The 14,062-nt window shown below is 72.2% G+C and carries 14 protein-coding genes and 2 pseudogenes; 10 read left to right on the top strand and 6 right to left on the bottom strand.

Annotation, left to right across the window (positions count from 1 at the left end):
- Nucleotides 1–18: 18 nt before the first annotated feature.
- Genes DLJ58_RS21810 through DLJ58_RS21800 form a run of 3 tightly spaced genes read right to left on the bottom strand, consistent with a single transcriptional unit; the run spans nucleotide 19 to nucleotide 2,629 of the window.
- Nucleotides 19–549: an acetyl-CoA carboxylase biotin carboxyl carrier protein gene (locus tag DLJ58_RS21810; RefSeq protein WP_124858860.1), complete on the bottom strand. Its 531-nt coding sequence runs from the start codon at nucleotides 547–549 to the stop codon at nucleotides 19–21.
- Nucleotides 546–2,294, bottom strand: a complete 1,749-nt coding sequence (locus tag DLJ58_RS21805; RefSeq protein WP_124858859.1) for an acetyl-CoA carboxylase carboxyltransferase subunit alpha — start codon at nucleotides 2,292–2,294, stop codon at nucleotides 546–548. The genes DLJ58_RS21810 and DLJ58_RS21805 overlap by 4 nt, the downstream gene beginning before the upstream one ends.
- Nucleotides 2,291–2,629 (bottom strand): TcmI family type II polyketide cyclase, encoded by a 339-nt coding sequence (locus tag DLJ58_RS21800; protein ID WP_091408771.1) that lies wholly within the window; start codon nucleotides 2,627–2,629, stop codon nucleotides 2,291–2,293. The genes DLJ58_RS21805 and DLJ58_RS21800 overlap by 4 nt, the downstream gene beginning before the upstream one ends.
- Before the next feature lie 424 nt (nucleotides 2,630–3,053).
- On the opposite strand from DLJ58_RS21800, the gene DLJ58_RS21795 reads away from it, so the two are divergent.
- The 6 genes and pseudogenes from DLJ58_RS21795 to DLJ58_RS34655 all read left to right on the top strand — a co-directional run bounded on the left by DLJ58_RS21795 (nucleotide 3,054) and on the right by DLJ58_RS34655 (nucleotide 8,046).
- On the top strand, nucleotides 3,054–3,851 hold the full coding sequence (locus tag DLJ58_RS21795) for an AfsR/SARP family transcriptional regulator (protein WP_124858858.1): 798 nt from the start codon (nucleotides 3,054–3,056) through the stop codon (nucleotides 3,849–3,851).
- Nucleotides 3,852–3,981: 130 nt separating this feature from the next.
- A pseudogene (locus tag DLJ58_RS21790) lies at nucleotides 3,982–4,314 on the top strand (TcmI family type II polyketide cyclase); the annotation flags it as partial.
- A 109-nt stretch (nucleotides 4,315–4,423) separates the two neighbouring features.
- On the top strand, nucleotides 4,424–5,773 hold the full coding sequence (locus DLJ58_RS21785) for an FAD-dependent oxidoreductase (RefSeq protein WP_124858857.1): 1,350 nt from the start codon (nucleotides 4,424–4,426) through the stop codon (nucleotides 5,771–5,773).
- Between the two features lie 308 nt (nucleotides 5,774–6,081).
- On the top strand, nucleotides 6,082–7,185 hold the full coding sequence (locus tag DLJ58_RS35175) for a hypothetical protein (RefSeq protein ID WP_244219075.1): 1,104 nt from the start codon (nucleotides 6,082–6,084) through the stop codon (nucleotides 7,183–7,185).
- Nucleotides 7,186–7,273: 88 nt separating this feature from the next.
- A pseudogene (locus DLJ58_RS35060) lies at nucleotides 7,274–7,693 on the top strand (SDR family NAD(P)-dependent oxidoreductase); the annotation flags it as partial.
- A 35-nt stretch (nucleotides 7,694–7,728) separates the two neighbouring features.
- The gene (locus DLJ58_RS34655; RefSeq protein ID WP_244219074.1) at nucleotides 7,729–8,046 is read left to right on the top strand and encodes an SDR family oxidoreductase; all 318 of its coding nucleotides are present in this window, start codon (nucleotides 7,729–7,731) and stop codon (nucleotides 8,044–8,046) included.
- A gap of 308 nt (nucleotides 8,047–8,354) precedes the next feature.
- On the opposite strand, the gene DLJ58_RS21770 is transcribed toward DLJ58_RS34655, so the two are convergent.
- Together DLJ58_RS21770 and DLJ58_RS34290 are read right to left on the bottom strand one after the other, a co-directional pair.
- The gene (locus DLJ58_RS21770) at nucleotides 8,355–9,071 is read right to left on the bottom strand and encodes an isocitrate lyase/PEP mutase family protein (protein WP_124858855.1); all 717 of its coding nucleotides are present in this window, start codon (nucleotides 9,069–9,071) and stop codon (nucleotides 8,355–8,357) included.
- A 37-nt stretch (nucleotides 9,072–9,108) separates the two neighbouring features.
- Nucleotides 9,109–9,249 (bottom strand): hypothetical protein, encoded by a 141-nt coding sequence (locus tag DLJ58_RS34290; RefSeq protein WP_208741255.1) that lies wholly within the window; start codon nucleotides 9,247–9,249, stop codon nucleotides 9,109–9,111.
- A gap of 77 nt (nucleotides 9,250–9,326) precedes the next feature.
- Between DLJ58_RS34290 and DLJ58_RS21760 the strand changes: the two genes are divergently transcribed.
- Entirely contained in the window at nucleotides 9,327–9,917 is a 591-nt protein-coding gene (locus DLJ58_RS21760; RefSeq protein ID WP_124858854.1) for a TetR/AcrR family transcriptional regulator, read from the top strand.
- Between the two features lie 22 nt (nucleotides 9,918–9,939).
- On the opposite strand, the gene DLJ58_RS21755 is transcribed toward DLJ58_RS21760, so the two are convergent.
- Nucleotides 9,940–10,242 carry a GNAT family N-acetyltransferase gene (locus tag DLJ58_RS21755; protein WP_124858853.1) on the bottom strand — a complete coding sequence of 101 codons (303 nt, stop codon included), beginning with the start codon at nucleotides 10,240–10,242 and terminating at the stop codon, nucleotides 9,940–9,942.
- A gap of 132 nt (nucleotides 10,243–10,374) precedes the next feature.
- On the opposite strand from DLJ58_RS21755, the gene DLJ58_RS21750 reads away from it, so the two are divergent.
- The 3 genes from DLJ58_RS21750 to DLJ58_RS21740 form a co-directional block, all read left to right on the top strand.
- Nucleotides 10,375–11,070 (top strand): DUF1223 domain-containing protein, encoded by a 696-nt coding sequence (locus DLJ58_RS21750; RefSeq protein WP_124858852.1) that lies wholly within the window; start codon nucleotides 10,375–10,377, stop codon nucleotides 11,068–11,070.
- Nucleotides 11,071–11,110: 40 nt separating this feature from the next.
- Complete coding sequence (locus DLJ58_RS21745) at nucleotides 11,111–11,509, top strand: MmcQ/YjbR family DNA-binding protein (RefSeq protein ID WP_208741253.1); 399 nt, start codon at nucleotides 11,111–11,113, stop codon at nucleotides 11,507–11,509.
- A gap of 157 nt (nucleotides 11,510–11,666) precedes the next feature.
- A partial coding sequence (locus tag DLJ58_RS21740; RefSeq protein ID WP_124858850.1) for a glycosyl hydrolase occupies nucleotides 11,667–14,062 on the top strand: 2,396 nt, incomplete at its 3' end.

Raw genomic sequence — 14,062 nt, 5'->3', positions numbered from 1 at the left:
GTCAACCACCCCGCGCCGTCATGCCGGGTCCAGTTCGACGAGTGGCTGGTCGTACTCGACCGGCTGGCCGTCCTCGACGAGGATCGCGGCCACTCGGCCGGCCCGGTCGGCGATCACCTCGTTCATCAGCTTCATCGCCTCGACGATGGCCACCGGCTGACCGGGGCGGACCAGGTCTCCCACCGCGACGAACGGCCGCGCGCCGGGCTCCGGCGCCCGGTAGAACGTGCCGACGATCGGTGCCCGCACCGCGGCGCGCCCAGGCACCGGCGGCCGGAGCACCGCGGGTGCGGCGCCGGGCGCCGGCACGACCGCCGGTGCCGCCTCGGCCCGGGGCAGGGGTACGTCCGGTCGGGTCGCGTCTTCGGGGTGCCACTCGACCTCCAGCACCGCCGGCCCGCTGCGCAGCCGGATCCGGCGCACCGGCCCGGCCAGCTCGGCGATCAGGTGCTGCGCCTGCCGGCGCAGCCCGGCGAGGGCCTCCTCGCCGTCCACTTCGACGTCCTCGGACGCGTCAATGGTCGACAGCGCCCGGTCGCCTGCGGTCATCGCAGGCCCGCCCGGGCGCCGACGCGGTTCGCGCCGAACCGTCGGAAGCGTTGCCGGCGCAGGCGGACCAGGATGGCCGGCGGCACGTCCAGCAGTGGCAGAAGGTTGGCCAGCAGGGCGGCGCGCAACCGGTGGGCAGTCTCCGCCGGGTCGTCGTGCGCGGCACTCGACGGCTCCGACACGACCTCGTCGACCACCCCGAGCCGGCGCAGGTCGGGCGCGGTCAGTCGCAACGCGCGGGCGGCCTGCGGCGCCGCGGACCGGTCCGGCCAGAGGATCGCCGCACACCCCTCGGGGCTGATCACCGAGTAGACGGCGTTCTCCAGCATCAGCACCCGGTCGGCCACCGCCAGCGCCAGCGCGCCGCCGCTGCCGCCCTCACCGGTGATCACCGCGAGCACGGGGGTGGGCAGCACGGTGAGGGTGAGGATGTTCTCGGCGATGGCCGCCGCCTGGCCCTGCTCCTCGGCGCTCACCCCGGGGTCGGCTCCGGGCGTGTCCACCAGGGTGACCACGGGCAGGCCGAGGCGGGCTGCGAGGCGCATGAGCCGCAGCGCCTTGCGGTGCCCGGACGGGCTGGCCATGCCGAAGTTGCGGGCGACCAACTCGGCGGTGGTGTGCCCCTTCTGGTGGCCGATGACCATCACGTGCCGGCCGGCCAACCGCGCCACCCCACCCACGATGGCCGGGCAGTCCGCGCCGAGCCGGTCGCCGTGCAGCTCCACGAACCCGTCGAAGACGGAGTCCAGGTAGTCCAGTGTGGTGGGCCGCCCGGGGTGCCGCGCCATCCGGACGGTGTCCCACGCGTCGCGTACCGCCGGGGTGCCGGCGTCTCCCTCGGCCGCCGGGTCCGTCGGCCGCGCCAGGCCCGCGCCGTCGTCGGCGACGCGCTCGCGGTGCGACGCCGGCTCCTGACGGGGTACGGGCGAACGCGCCGGACGGCCGGCGCGGGTCGCGGCGAGCAGCGCCATCAGCCGTGCGCGCAGCGACCGGCGCTGCACCACCATGTCGACCTGCCCGTGTCGGAGCAGGAAGTCGGCGGTCTGGAAGCCCTCCGGCAGGGCCCTCCCGGTGATCTGGCGGATGACCCGAGGGCCGGCGAAGCCCATCCGCGCGCCGCTCTCGGCGAGCACCAGGTCGGTGTTGGTGGCGAACGAGGCGGCCACCCCGCCGTAGGTCGGGTCGGTGAGGACGCTCACGGTGAGCAGCCCCGCCTCGCGCAACGCGGCGATGGCCTGACTGACGGTCGCCATCTGCATCAACGACAGCGCGCCCTCCTGCATCCGCGCCCCGCCGGAGGCGGTGATCAGGACGAGCGGGGTGCGGTCGTCCAGCGCCCGTTCGGCCGCCCGGGTGATCAACTCGCCCACCGCGCAGCCCAGGCTGCCGCCGAGGAAGCGGAAGTCCATCACCGCCAGGGCCACCGGGTGCCCACCGATGGTGGCCGTGGCGCAGACGACCCCCTCGGCAAGGCCCGTGCTGGCCCGCGCGCCGGTGAGCCGGTGCGGGTACGGCAGCACGTCGACGAAGTCGAGCGGGTCCGCCTCCGGCGGTCGGTCGGGCAGCAGGCACAGCGAACCCGGGTCGACCAGTTGGCGCAGACGTTCCGGCGCGCCGAGTCGGGCATGTTCGCCGCACTCCGGGCAGACGTCGAGGTTGCGGCGCAGCCGTTTGCGGTAGAGCAGACTGGCGCAGCCGGCGCAGCGGGACCAGAGCTGCTCTTCGCGCGGCGCGGTGGCCGTCACGACCGCCGCCCGGTGTCCGGCGCGTCGAACCGGTAGAAGCACCGCGCCATGGCGTCGCGCGGCGAGCGCCAGGTCGACAGGTACGGCGACACGTAGGGGCGCAGGCGGTCACTGACCCGGATGAACTCGGGATGGTCACGAGCGGCCTCCACCGCGCCCTCCGCCGGCTGCGCGGTCTCGAGCAGGTGCACATAGAGGTCGTGCAGTCGGTACAGCGAGCGGTGCCGGACACCGACCAGGCGCGGCAGCTCCGTCGCGTCCGACTCGGCGAAGATCTCGGCGACCCGCTCCTCGGCGGTCGGATCCACCTTCGCGACGATCAGCGATCGGTCCATACTGGGCCTCCCCCCACAGCGTCCGGCCGGCGACGGGTGGCCCCCGGACGCGCTGGACGACTGCCGACACGATGCGCCGATCCTCGTCACGGCGGCGTCACCGCGCCGGATCGGTCAGCGACGGATGGTGGTGACGCTGCGTTGACGCAACCTGTGTATCAGCTATGCGCCGAGCGCGCTCCACGCCCTAATGTTTATGCAGTTCAGAACCGATCTCGGGTTGGCTGCCACCAATAGAAGGTCCACGCCGGCGTTGACGCAAAGTGACCGTGATTGATAATCTTCAGCGTGGCCAGTCCGGCGGCCTCGGCGGCGGGGCCACGCCCGGCCACGCCGCGATCGGCGGGGTCGACAGTGGCGTCGAGGGCAACCGATCCGGGACACAGCAGACAGTCGGGACGAGCGTTCCGCAGGGGGTGCCGCCGTGGCCGCTGATCCGTCCGTGCCGACCGCCGGAGACCCGCCCGAGGAGGGCGTCTCACTGCACCTGCTCGGAGGCTTCCGACTCCTCCGAGAGGCGGTGCCGGTCGTGGTGCCGCGCGGCCTGCAACGGGTGATCGCGCTGATCGGGCTCCGCCCCGGCGCCACCCGCAGCCAGCTCGCCGGGCTGCTCTGGCCCGACGCGTCGGAGGAACGGGCGCTGTCCTCCCTACGTACCGCCCTGTGGCGGCTGCGACAGGACCCGTGCTGCCCGATGACAGTGGCCAGCGACACCGTGCGCCTCGGCCCGGCGGTCCGGCTCGACGTGGACGACCTGGTCGGCACCGCGGCCCGGGTCCGGGACGGCGACGACCCGCGCACCGCGGCCGGGGCGCTGGCCGCCGGGCGGCACGACCTCCTGCCCGGCTGGTACGACGACTGGGTGCTGCTGGACCGGGAACGCCTGCGCCAACTCCGCCTGCACATGCTGGAACAGGTGGCCGGGCACCACCTGGCCGCGGGGCGGCACGGCCAGGCCCTCGAAGCCGCGTTGGAGGCGATGGCCGCCGAGCCGTTACGGGAGACACCACACCGACTGGTGGTCCGCATCCACCTGGCCGAGGGCAACGCCTTCGAAGCCGTGCACGCCTTCTACGTGTACCGGGACCTGTTGCGCCGGGAGCTGCGGCTGGAGCCCAGCCCTGCCATGAGCGCCCTGCTCGACGACACCCTCGCCCCGATCCGACAGGCCAGCCGCGAGGCCATCACCGACCGCCCGTCACCCGCCGTTCGGCGTACGTGACGGCGGTGCCCGTCACCGCCCGGTCGGCGTACGTGACGGTGATGTGACAGTCGCTGCGGCACGGTGGGCGCACAGAGCACGTGGCACCGATCCCCGAGGGGTTGGGCAGGCCACCGGCGGAAGGGGTCCCATGAGTCGTCTACTGATCGTCAGCCGGATCATCCCGGGAGCGGAGGGGCGGGTCGCGCAGATCTTCGCCGAATCCGACGCCACCGAACTGCCCAGCCTGACCGGTGTCACGCACCGTTCCCTGTACTGCCTGCACGACCTGTGCGTACACCTGCTGGAGACCTCGGACGACGTCGACCCGGACGCGCTCGCGGCGGCCCGCAACCACCCGCTCTTCCGACAGGTCAACGAGCGGCTCTCCGCGCACACGTCGCCGTACCTGCCGACCTGGCGTTCCCCCCGGGACGCGATCGCCGGCTGCTTCTACCGGTGGGACGCGGCCGATGCGCCGGCAGCGCGCCCAACCAGCACCGACGTGCCCACCGCGCGCCCGGCCGGCACCGAGGCGCCCGGTCCGCGCCCGGCCGTTACCGAGGCGCCCGCCGCGCACCCGGCCGGCTGACATGTCCGCCGCGCCGCCGCACGTCCTGATCATCGGCGCGGGCACGGGCGGGCTGTGCCTGGCGCACGGCCTGCGCCGCGCCGGGATCAGCGTCGCCGTCTACGAACGGCACCGCGACCGCGCCGAAGGGCTGCTCGGCTACCGGGTCGGCATCGGCCCCACCGGTAGCCGGGCGCTGCGGGAGTGTCTGCCCCCGGAGCTGTTCGCCACCTTCCTGGCCACCTGTGCCCGGCCGCCGCACTACTTCAACGTCGTCACCCAGGGGCTCCGCCAGACCGCGTCGTTCGCGCTGCGGCCGAGCGCCGACCCGGTCCGCACCGAACACTCGGTGGCCCGGATGGTGCTGCGCCAGGTGCTGCTGACCGGCCTGGAGGACGTGGTGCACTTCGACAGGACCTTCACCCGGTACGAGCAGCGCGACGACGGCACGGTCACCGCGCACTTCGCCGACGGCACCAGTGCCACCGGCGACCTGCTGGTGGCGGCCGACGGCACCCATTCCGCCGTACGCCGCCAGTACCTGCCGCACGCCGTCACCCGCGACGCCGGGACGATCAACATCGCCACCCGGATCCCGCTGACCCCGCACACCCGCGGTCTCATTCCGGAGCGGGTCCAGCAGGGCATCTCGCTGATCTTCGGCGTCGGCGGCATGATGGGCGTGCTGCACGTCATGGAGTTCAAGTGGGACGCCGAACGCGCGATCAAGCCCGGCGTCAGCGAGCCCGACGCCGCCCTGCTCCGAGACTGGCCCGGCCTGGCCCACGACACCACCACCGACAACATCAATCTGATCATCTGGAGTGCGGCCAACCGGTTCCCGGCCGACATCATGGAACGCCGCGGTGAGGACCTGGTGCAGGTCGCCCTGGACCTCACCTCGAACTGGCACCCGCACCTACGGGAACTGCTCGCCCACGCGGACCCGGCCAGCGCCCTACCGATCAAAGTGTCCACGTCCGAGCCGGTGCCGCCCTGGAAGAGCAGCACCGTCACCATGCTCGGCGACGCCATCCACACCATGACGCCAGGTCGGGGCGTGGGCGCGAACACCGCGCTGCGCGACGCCCGCCTGCTCTGCGCACAGCTCAGCCGCGCCACCGCCGGCGACAAGACGCTGCTCCAGGCGGTCGCCGACTACGAGGCCGTGATGGCGCCGTACGGCTTCGCCCGGGTCGCCGAATCGCTGAACCGCAGCGGCACCAGCGGCGACGACCGGATGTACCGACCGGTGGTGGGTCGGCTCGCGCTGCTCGGCGCGCGCGGCTACTTCGGAGTGACCAGCCGGGTACCACGGCTCCGTCGCCGATTCGTCGACGACTTCCACACCTACGAGGGCGACCGGGACTGAACCCCGCATCGCCCGACCCGGGCTCGGCGTCCCACGCCGGGCCCGGGTCTCAGCGTGTCCGGAGCGCTCAGCCCGACCGGTACATGCCGGGCCCGGTCTCGTCTCGTCGGTTTCGGTGTGATCGGGCGACGCTGTGTTACCCGGCAGGCACCGGCTGAGGTGGCTGGCCCACCGGCAACGCTGACGGCCGATCCTGCCTGTCGTCGGCAATACGCGTGTGCGAAGCTGCGGCGAGTTTTTCTCGTGACTTTTCCAACGAGCTGAGAGGGAGGTTCGCCGTGGCGTGGTCTTTCGGACACTCGCTGATAGTGGTACTGGCACTGTTGCTGGGCCTGGCCGCCGGGTGGCTGCTGCGCGGCCGACGGGGCGTACAGGGCAATTCGATTGTGGATGGTGACCCCGTCGCCGGTCTGGCCGTGATCACCACGCCCACGCCGGCTGCCACCACCGACGAGGCCCAGCCTGCGGCCGCTGTCGACCCGGCACCCACCGCGGTCGCCGACGAGCCGGTACCGGTCGACACGGTCAGCGCGCCAGCCGCGCTGACCGAACCGGACGGTCCCGCCCCGGTGCCCGTGCCGGCGGAGGCTCCGAGCACCGTCGACCCGGCGGACATGGCGCTGACCGAGGACCCGCCGCCCGTACCGGCCACCGAGCAGTCCGACGCCGCTGAGCTGCGGCAGGAGCCGGCGGTGGATGCGGCCCCCGAGCCGGTCACTGTCGACGACCAGGCCGCCCCGGCGGCCGTGATCGCCCCCCGCCAGCCGGCGGACGATCTCCCGTCCGCCGACACCGCACCGCTCGACACGACGCCGGCCGACGACGCTTCGACCGACGTCGCGCCGGTCGCGGCCAACCCGGTCGAGACCGCGCCCGTCAACAGCACGCCGATCGACTCGGCGCCGGCCGACGACGTGGCGGCCTCCGTTGACCCGGCCGACGACGTGGAGGCCAAGGCCACGGCGGTCGACGCCACGCCGGCAGAGGCGGTGGCGACCCCGGGCCCGTCCGATGACGAGCCGGTGCAGGCCGATTCCGTGAACGCCGAGCCTGCGGTTGCCGCCGCGGCGGTGGCCGCGCCTCCGGTCCGCCCGACCGTCGCCGCGACCCCTCCGGTCCGTTCGGCCGCCGACACAACTGTCAGCAGCGTCGACGCCGACCCGACGGGCCCTGCCGACGACTTCCGCCGGATCCAGGGGATCGGGCCGAAGATGGCGGCCGCGTTGCAGGACGCTGGCGTGCGCACGTACGGCCAGCTCGGCGAGTTGGACGAGCCGGCGCTGCGCGACCTGATCCGGGCCGCCGGCCTGCGCGCCGCACCTGGGCTGGCCAGTTGGGCGCAGCAGGCACGCGTGCTCGCCGGCGCTGGCGACGAGATGGCCGCGGTGCTGCCGAACGGCAACCGGGCCTGACCGACCGCATTCGAGCCCCCGGCAGCCGTCCACCACGACGGCGCGCCGGGGGCTCGGCCGTAGCACCGAACGCGCGCGTTGAGGTGCGATGTCGTCGATCGCGGCGTCGGCGACGCGGTTCAGTTTCTTCGCGTCGACACCCGCTTTGACCAGCACCTCGAGCCCGCGATGCGTGCTGACGATCAGCCCGCCGAGCACCTCGGCACTCGCTACTCTGAGCGCATGTTCAAAGCTCTTGCTCCACCGGATCCCACCGAGTTCGCCGGCAGGCGCGGTCGTCACGGGAGGTTCTCGCGGGATCGGCGCTGCCATCGTGCAGCGGCTGCTCGACGGCGGCGCGACGGTCGTCACCACGGCGCGTAACGCCTCCGACGAGACGCCGAGGGCCGCCACCTTCATTCAGGGCGACATCGGCACGCTCGCGGGCGTGCGGGCATTCACTGCGGCAGCGCTCGACGAACTCGGCGGCGTCGACATCGTGGTCAACAACGCGGCGGCGGCACGCGCCCACATCGGCGGTATCTCATCCATCCCCGATGAGGAGTGGATCGACGCGCTCGACCTCAACCACCTGCCGGAATCCGCGTCACCACGATCATCCGCGTCACCACGATCATCCCCGGCAACGTGCTCACCCCCGGCGCCGACGCGATCCGCCAGAACTTCGCCGACGCGATGGAGGTCGCCCTTGCCGCCACCACAGCGGGCATCCCTCTGGGTCGTCCCGGAGACCCGCGCGACATCGCCGAGGCAGTCGCCTACCTCGTATCGGACCGTGCCCGGTGGGTCACCGGAGTAAGCCTGACAGTCGACGGTGGTGAACTCCCCGTCGTCGAGCGCCACGTTCGGTCAGCCGTGTAAACGGTTACCGTCGCTCAGGCCCCGCGTCACAGCGATCACATGGACCCGGCGTCGTCCACATCAACGCGAGCAGGATCAACCTCTGTCGGACGCCGGACAGCGCCAACGCCCGTGCGCGGCGGTGATCACCCGCCTGCACACCTCCCCGCAAGATCGTGCTCGATCCTGGATGCAGTGGCGTCGGGTGCGACAGATGCCACTACATCCACGATGGTGCGCGATCTTGCGGCGGAAGCCGGAAGCCGCTGCGCCCGACCTCCGGGCCGCCGCGCCGAAGCTGCGGTTTGGCGTGGGTGTGACGGGCAGGCTCAGGCGCGCAGCTCGGCTGCGAGGCCGCCGATCGACGCCATCGCGTACCGCTGCATTCCTGGACCGAAGGTGATGCGTGTGGCGCCCTGCCGGCCCAGCTCGGCCACGGACTCCCGGTCCGGTCCGGCGGCCATGTTGATCGGCCCGGAGATGCCCTCCCGTAGCTGCGGGAGCACCTGCGGGGGCGCCAGGATCGGGTAGACGCAGTCGGCGCCGGCAGCCACGTACAGGCGGGCGCGTTCCACCGCGTCGGCCGGGTCACCCGTTCCGACCAGGAAGGTGTCGACGCGGGCGTTGATGAAGAGAGCGTCGCCCGCCTCCGCGCGCACCTCGGCCAGCCAGTCGGCGTGCCGCCGGGGGTCCTTGAGGGTGGCGTCCCCCTCCGAGTCCTCCAGGTTGCAGCCAACGGCGCCGGCCTCCAACAGCCGTCCGACCAGCTCGCGGGGGGCCAGGCCGTAACCGCCCTCGACGTCGGCGGACACCGGAACGGACACGGCGCGGACGATGCGCGCGACCGCCGCGAACATCTCGTCCGGCGGGGTCGCGCCGTCCTCGTAACCGAGCGAGGCGGCGACACCCGCGCTCGGGGTCGCGAGCGCCGGGTAACCGGCGTCGGCCAGCACCCGGGCGCTGGCCGCGTCCCAGGGGCCCGGCAGAACGAGCGGGTCACCGGCGGCGCGGTCGTGGTGCAGGGCACGGAAGGTGGAGGCTGTCATCGTTGTGGTCTCCCGACGGGGCTGCGGAGGGCGGGGCTCAGGCGGTGTATCCGCCGTTGCAGTCAAGCACGGCGCCGGTGACGTACGAGGCTGCGGGGCTGGCCAGGACCCCGATGGCCGTGGCCGCGCCGAGACCGCGGGAGACGAAGGCGAGCTTGCCGGCGAGAGGCGGTGTCACGGGTTGGTCCCCCGGCGACCCGATCGTCCACCCTACGCTTGGTGGACCGCACGGTCAATAATTGCTACGCTGGTCACATGGCCAGGCCACGGCAGTTCGACGAGGAGCAGGTGATCCGCGCCGTCCGGGACCAGTTCTGGGACGCCGGCTACGCGGCGACCTCACTGGAGGACCTGGTGCGCGTCAGCGGGCTGGGCAAGGGCAGCCTCTACGGCGCCTTCGGCGACAAACACCGGCTGTTCCTGAAGGCGCTGCGGGAATACACCGACACCAGCGGCGGATATTTGCGCGAGATGCTCGCCTCCGCCCCCCGCGCCGTGGACGCGCTGCGCGCGTTCGTCATGGCGCCGGTGAACGACCCGGGTGGTGCCGCCGCCCGGCGCGGCTGCCTCATGGCCAACAGCACGTACGAGCTCGCCACCAGCGACCCCGACGTCCTCGCCGAGGCGCGGCGCACCTACGAGGCGACGACCGCCCTGGTCGCCGAGAGCGTCGGACGGGCCCAGGACGAGGGCGACCTGCCGCGCGACGTCAACCCGGTCGAGATGGCGCGCGCGCTGCTCGCCGCACAGCAGGGCCTGGTGTTCATGGGGCGCACGGGGCTGGACATCGACACCCTGACCGCCACCGCCCGCACTCTCGCCGTCAAGCTCCTACCGGACGCCTGACACCACCCGACCGGAAGCGCGGCTATTTGATCTTGCGGGTGGACCGGACCACGATGCTCTCGTACTCCGGGTGCTTGACCACCCAGTCGGCGATGAACGGGCAGATCGGCACGACGGTCCGGCCCTTGCTCCGCGCGTCGTCCAGCACGGCCCGCGCCAGCGTCGACCCGACGCCCTTGCCCTCGTACGCCGGATCGACCTCGGTGTGGGTGTAGGCGATGATCGAGCCGGTCAGCTGGTAGGTGACGAACCCGACGACCCCGCCCGCCTCGTCGCGCGCCTCGAAACGCTCCCGCGCCGGCGCGTCTGTCACGGTGAACTGCACCCGACCATCCAACCACCCGGCCCGGCGGCACTCGCTGCGAGGCCGGCAGGGGACGCGACCCCACGCGCATTGTCTCGGCCGAAACGGGAAACGAACCGCCGCCGGGCACACTGTGGGAGGAGACACGCCACCATGACGAACCCATCGACGGACGGCGGCTTCGCCGTCGTCGAGATGTTCACGTCCCAGGGCTGCAACAGCTGCCCTCCCGCGGAGGAGTTGCTGAGCGAGATCGAGCGCGACGCCCGGGACCGGGGCCAGAACGTCTTCGCCCTCGGGTTCCACGTCGACTACTGGGACGACCTGGGCTGGCCCGACCAGTTCGCGGACGCGGCCTACACCGCGCGTCAGGAGGCGTACGCCCGTGCGTTCGGTACCCGAGGTCTGTACACCCCGCAGATGGTCGTCAACGGCACCGTCGAGTTCGTCGGTTCCGATCGCCGCCGGGCGGCCGCCGCGATCATGTCCGCCGTGGCCTCGACCGCCGCCACACCACTGGCGCTCTCCATCGCCAACCTGGGCAATGACCGGGTGATGGTGGACTACCGGACCGAACGGCCGCCGGAGCGGGCGGTGTTGCAGATGGCGGTCGTGGAACGGAGCCTGACCAGCGAGATCGCCCGGGGGGAGAACGCCGGGCGGACGCTGCGGCAGGACAACGTCGTACGCGCCTTCCGGTCGGTGGGCCTGGACGCCGAGCGGGGGCAGGTGGAGCTGGCGACGCCACCTGGTCTCGATCCGCGGAGCGCCAGCGTGGTCGGCTATGTCCAGGAGAACGGCGAACGGGCGATCGTCGGCGCCACGGCCATCGCGCTGTCCACCGCGTAATCTCAGCTCATGCGGATGGCGCGGGGTGCGAGGGGGTTCGGTGGCTGACGCGGACGACGTACGCCGGGTGGCGCTGGCCCTGCCGCACACCGTGGAGAACCCCAGTGACGGCTTCGACTTCCGGGTGGCCGACAAGGGCTTCGTCTGGTCCTATCCGGAGCGGACACCGGGCAAGCCTCGGGTGATCCGGCTGGACGTCGCGGTGCTGTTCGTCGGCGACGAGGCCGAGAAGCAGGCTCTCCTGCTCGGGGAGCCCGAGGTCTTCTTCACCGCACCCGGTTACGACGGCCTGCCCCTGGTGTTGCTGCGTCTGGCGGCGGTCGACCTGGACCGGTTGACCGAGCTGGTGACCGACGCGTGGCGGATGCGCGTGCCGGACGCGCTGGTGAACGACGGTGCGGGCGCACCGCTGGACGACCGTGCGGGCGCCGGCAAATAGCGACATCAGCACGCAACGCGTTTGACACATTGACGGGGATCTCGGTGCTCGATTACCGTGGCCGAGAGAGCGCTCTCTCACCTGACCTTCCCCACAATTCAGACGCAAAGCGCTGGACCCGGCAAGGGCCGCACCCGGCGCGCGCGATGGAGGCACGATGAAACCTCCCGTCCCCCACCGCCGATGGGCCCTGGCCGCCGCCACCGCGCTGGCCCTGGTCGTCGGCGGCCTCGCCATCCCCGTCACCCGCGCGGCCGAGGCCGCACCCGTCGGTGCCGGCAGCTACACCACGACCCCGGTCGGTCCGCTCCCCAGCGGCTGCGGCGCGATGTCCAGCAACCCCCGGCAGTTCGCCACCGCCAACGCGCCCGCAGGGCCGATCCCCACCAACGACTGGTGGTCCTCGCTGTTGTGGAAGCGCACCGACTGCTCGTTCAGTGAGCCGCTGCACGCCCACCCGATCTCGTACGACACCTTCGGCGACGGGCTCGGCTTCTCCGCCAACTCCACGCCCGCCATCAGCGGCACCGCCACCGGTGTCGGTGAGTTCCACTACCCGTACGTGCAGGACATCCGGGTCGGTGTGGCCGGGCTCGCCGCACCCCTGGTGAAGGTCGACGGCTGGACGGACTGGACGGTCAGCCCGCACTGGAGCGACGGCACGCGCACCATGCGCGCGACCATCGGCCACGGTCTGCCCTTCGCGTACTTCCAGACCACCGGCGGGAACGCGCAGATCAGCACCGCCGGCAACCCCGACGTCTGGTCCAACAGCGGCACCACCATCGGCTTCCGGGTCAACGGCCACGACTACGTCGGGTTCGCGCCCAGCGGCGCCAGCTGGACCGTGGCGTCCGGCCGGATCTCGTCCACCCTGGCCGGCCGCGGCTACTTCTCGGTCGCTCTCCTGCCGCCGACGTCGAGCACCGCCGAGCGCGCCAGCCTGGCCGCGACCTACGGCCAGTACGCGCACGCCCACGTGACCGGCACCCAGGTCTCGTACGTGTACAACCCGGCGACCAGCGGCCTGACCACCACGTACGCGTTCACCACGACCGCCCGGGAGGGCACCGCCACGCAGACCGTGGTCAGTCTCTACCCGCACCAGTGGAAGTCGCTGAGCGGTTCCACAGCGATCACGCCGACCTACCCGTCGGCGCGTGGCCGGATGAAGGTGCTCACCGGCGTCAACCAGTTCCGCACCGCCATGAAGTTCCAGGGCATCCTGCCGGAGCTGCCGGCCGTCGGCGACGGTAGCGGTGGTGACCTGTCGACGCTCACCGGGCACCTGGCCGCCACCCGCGCCAACCCGATGGACCAACGCGGCAACGACACCTACTGGACCGGCAAGGGGCTCGGCCGGGCCGCTCGCATCGCCGAGATCGCCGACCAGGTCAACGACACCACGACGCGTGACAGCGCGCTGAACGCGATCCGCAGCACGCTCACCGACTGGTTCACCGCGTCCAGCGGCAAGACCGACCGGGTCTTCTACTACGACAACAACTGGGGCACCCTGATCGGCTACCCGGCGTCGTACGGGTCCGACCAGGAGCTCAACGACCACCACTTCCACTACGGCTACTACATCGCCGCCGCCGCGACCCTGGCGAAGTTCGACCCGGCCTGGGCGGCCACCAGCCGCTACGGCGGCATGGTCGACCTGCTGATCCGCGACGCCAACAACTACCGCCGCGGCGACACCCAGTTCCCGTACCTGCGCGACTTCGACATCTACGCCGGGCACGACTGGGCGTCCGGGCACGGCTCCTTCGGCTCCGGCAACAACCAGGAGTCCTCGTCGGAGGGGATGAACTTCGCGAGCGCCCTCATCCAGTGGGGGCAGACGACGGGTAACACCGCCATCCGCGACGCCGGCGTCTTCCTCTACACCACCCAGGCCGCCGCCATCCAGGAGTACTGGTTCGACGTCAGCGACCAGAACTTCCCCACCGCCTTCGGGCACTCGACGGTCGGCATGGTCTGGGGTGACGGCGGCGCGTACGCCACCTGGTTCAGCGCCGAGCCGGAGATGATCCAGGGCATCAACCTGCTGCCGGTCACCGGCGGTCACCTCTACCTGGGCAACAACCCGGCGTACGTGCGGACCAACTACGCCGAGCTCGTCCGCAACAACGGCGGACAACCGACGGTGTGGCAGGACATCCTCTGGCAGTTCCAGGCCCTCGGCGACCCCGACGCGGCGTTGGCGAACCTCCGCGCGAACCCGGGCTACACCCCGGAGGAGGGCGAGAGCCGGGCGCACACGTTCCACTGGATCCGTAACCTCGCCGCCCTCGGCAATGTCGACACGACGGTGACCGGCAACCACCCGCTGTCCGCGGTCTTCTCCCGCAACGGGGCCCGCACCTATGTGGCGTCGAACCCGACGGCGACGCCGATCACTGTCACGTTCTCCAACGGCACCACGCTCGCCGTGGGAGCCGGCAAGACGGCCACCACCGGGGCGTACACCTGGAGCGGTGGCAACGCGGCCGGTGGTGTCCCGCCGACGACGCCGACCGATCCCCCGCCGACGACCACCCCGCCGAC

Source organism: Micromonospora arida, from assembly GCF_003857035.1.
In the GTDB taxonomy this organism is placed as follows: domain Bacteria; phylum Actinomycetota; class Actinomycetes; order Mycobacteriales; family Micromonosporaceae; genus Micromonospora; species Micromonospora arida.
Note: the sequence above shows the minus strand (reverse complement) of the source record. Positions and strands in the feature narration are given on the sequence as shown.

What these genes read in the sequence shown, in the direction of transcription:
- DLJ58_RS21810 (WP_124858860.1), bottom strand. Translation starts at nt 549, where the DNA reads ATGACCGCAGGCGACCGGGCGCTGTCGACCATTGACGCGTCCGAGGAC.
- DLJ58_RS21770 (WP_124858855.1), bottom strand. Translation starts at nt 9,071, where the DNA reads ATGACAGCCTCCACCTTCCGTGCCCTGCACCACGACCGCGCCGCCGGT.
- DLJ58_RS21785 (WP_124858857.1), top strand. Translation starts at nt 4,424, where the DNA reads ATGTCCGCCGCGCCGCCGCACGTCCTGATCATCGGCGCGGGCACGGGC.
- DLJ58_RS21800 (WP_091408771.1), bottom strand. Translation starts at nt 2,629, where the DNA reads ATGGACCGATCGCTGATCGTCGCGAAGGTGGATCCGACCGCCGAGGAG.
- DLJ58_RS21760 (WP_124858854.1), top strand. Translation starts at nt 9,327, where the DNA reads ATGGCCAGGCCACGGCAGTTCGACGAGGAGCAGGTGATCCGCGCCGTC.
- DLJ58_RS21750 (WP_124858852.1), top strand. Translation starts at nt 10,375, where the DNA reads ATGACGAACCCATCGACGGACGGCGGCTTCGCCGTCGTCGAGATGTTC.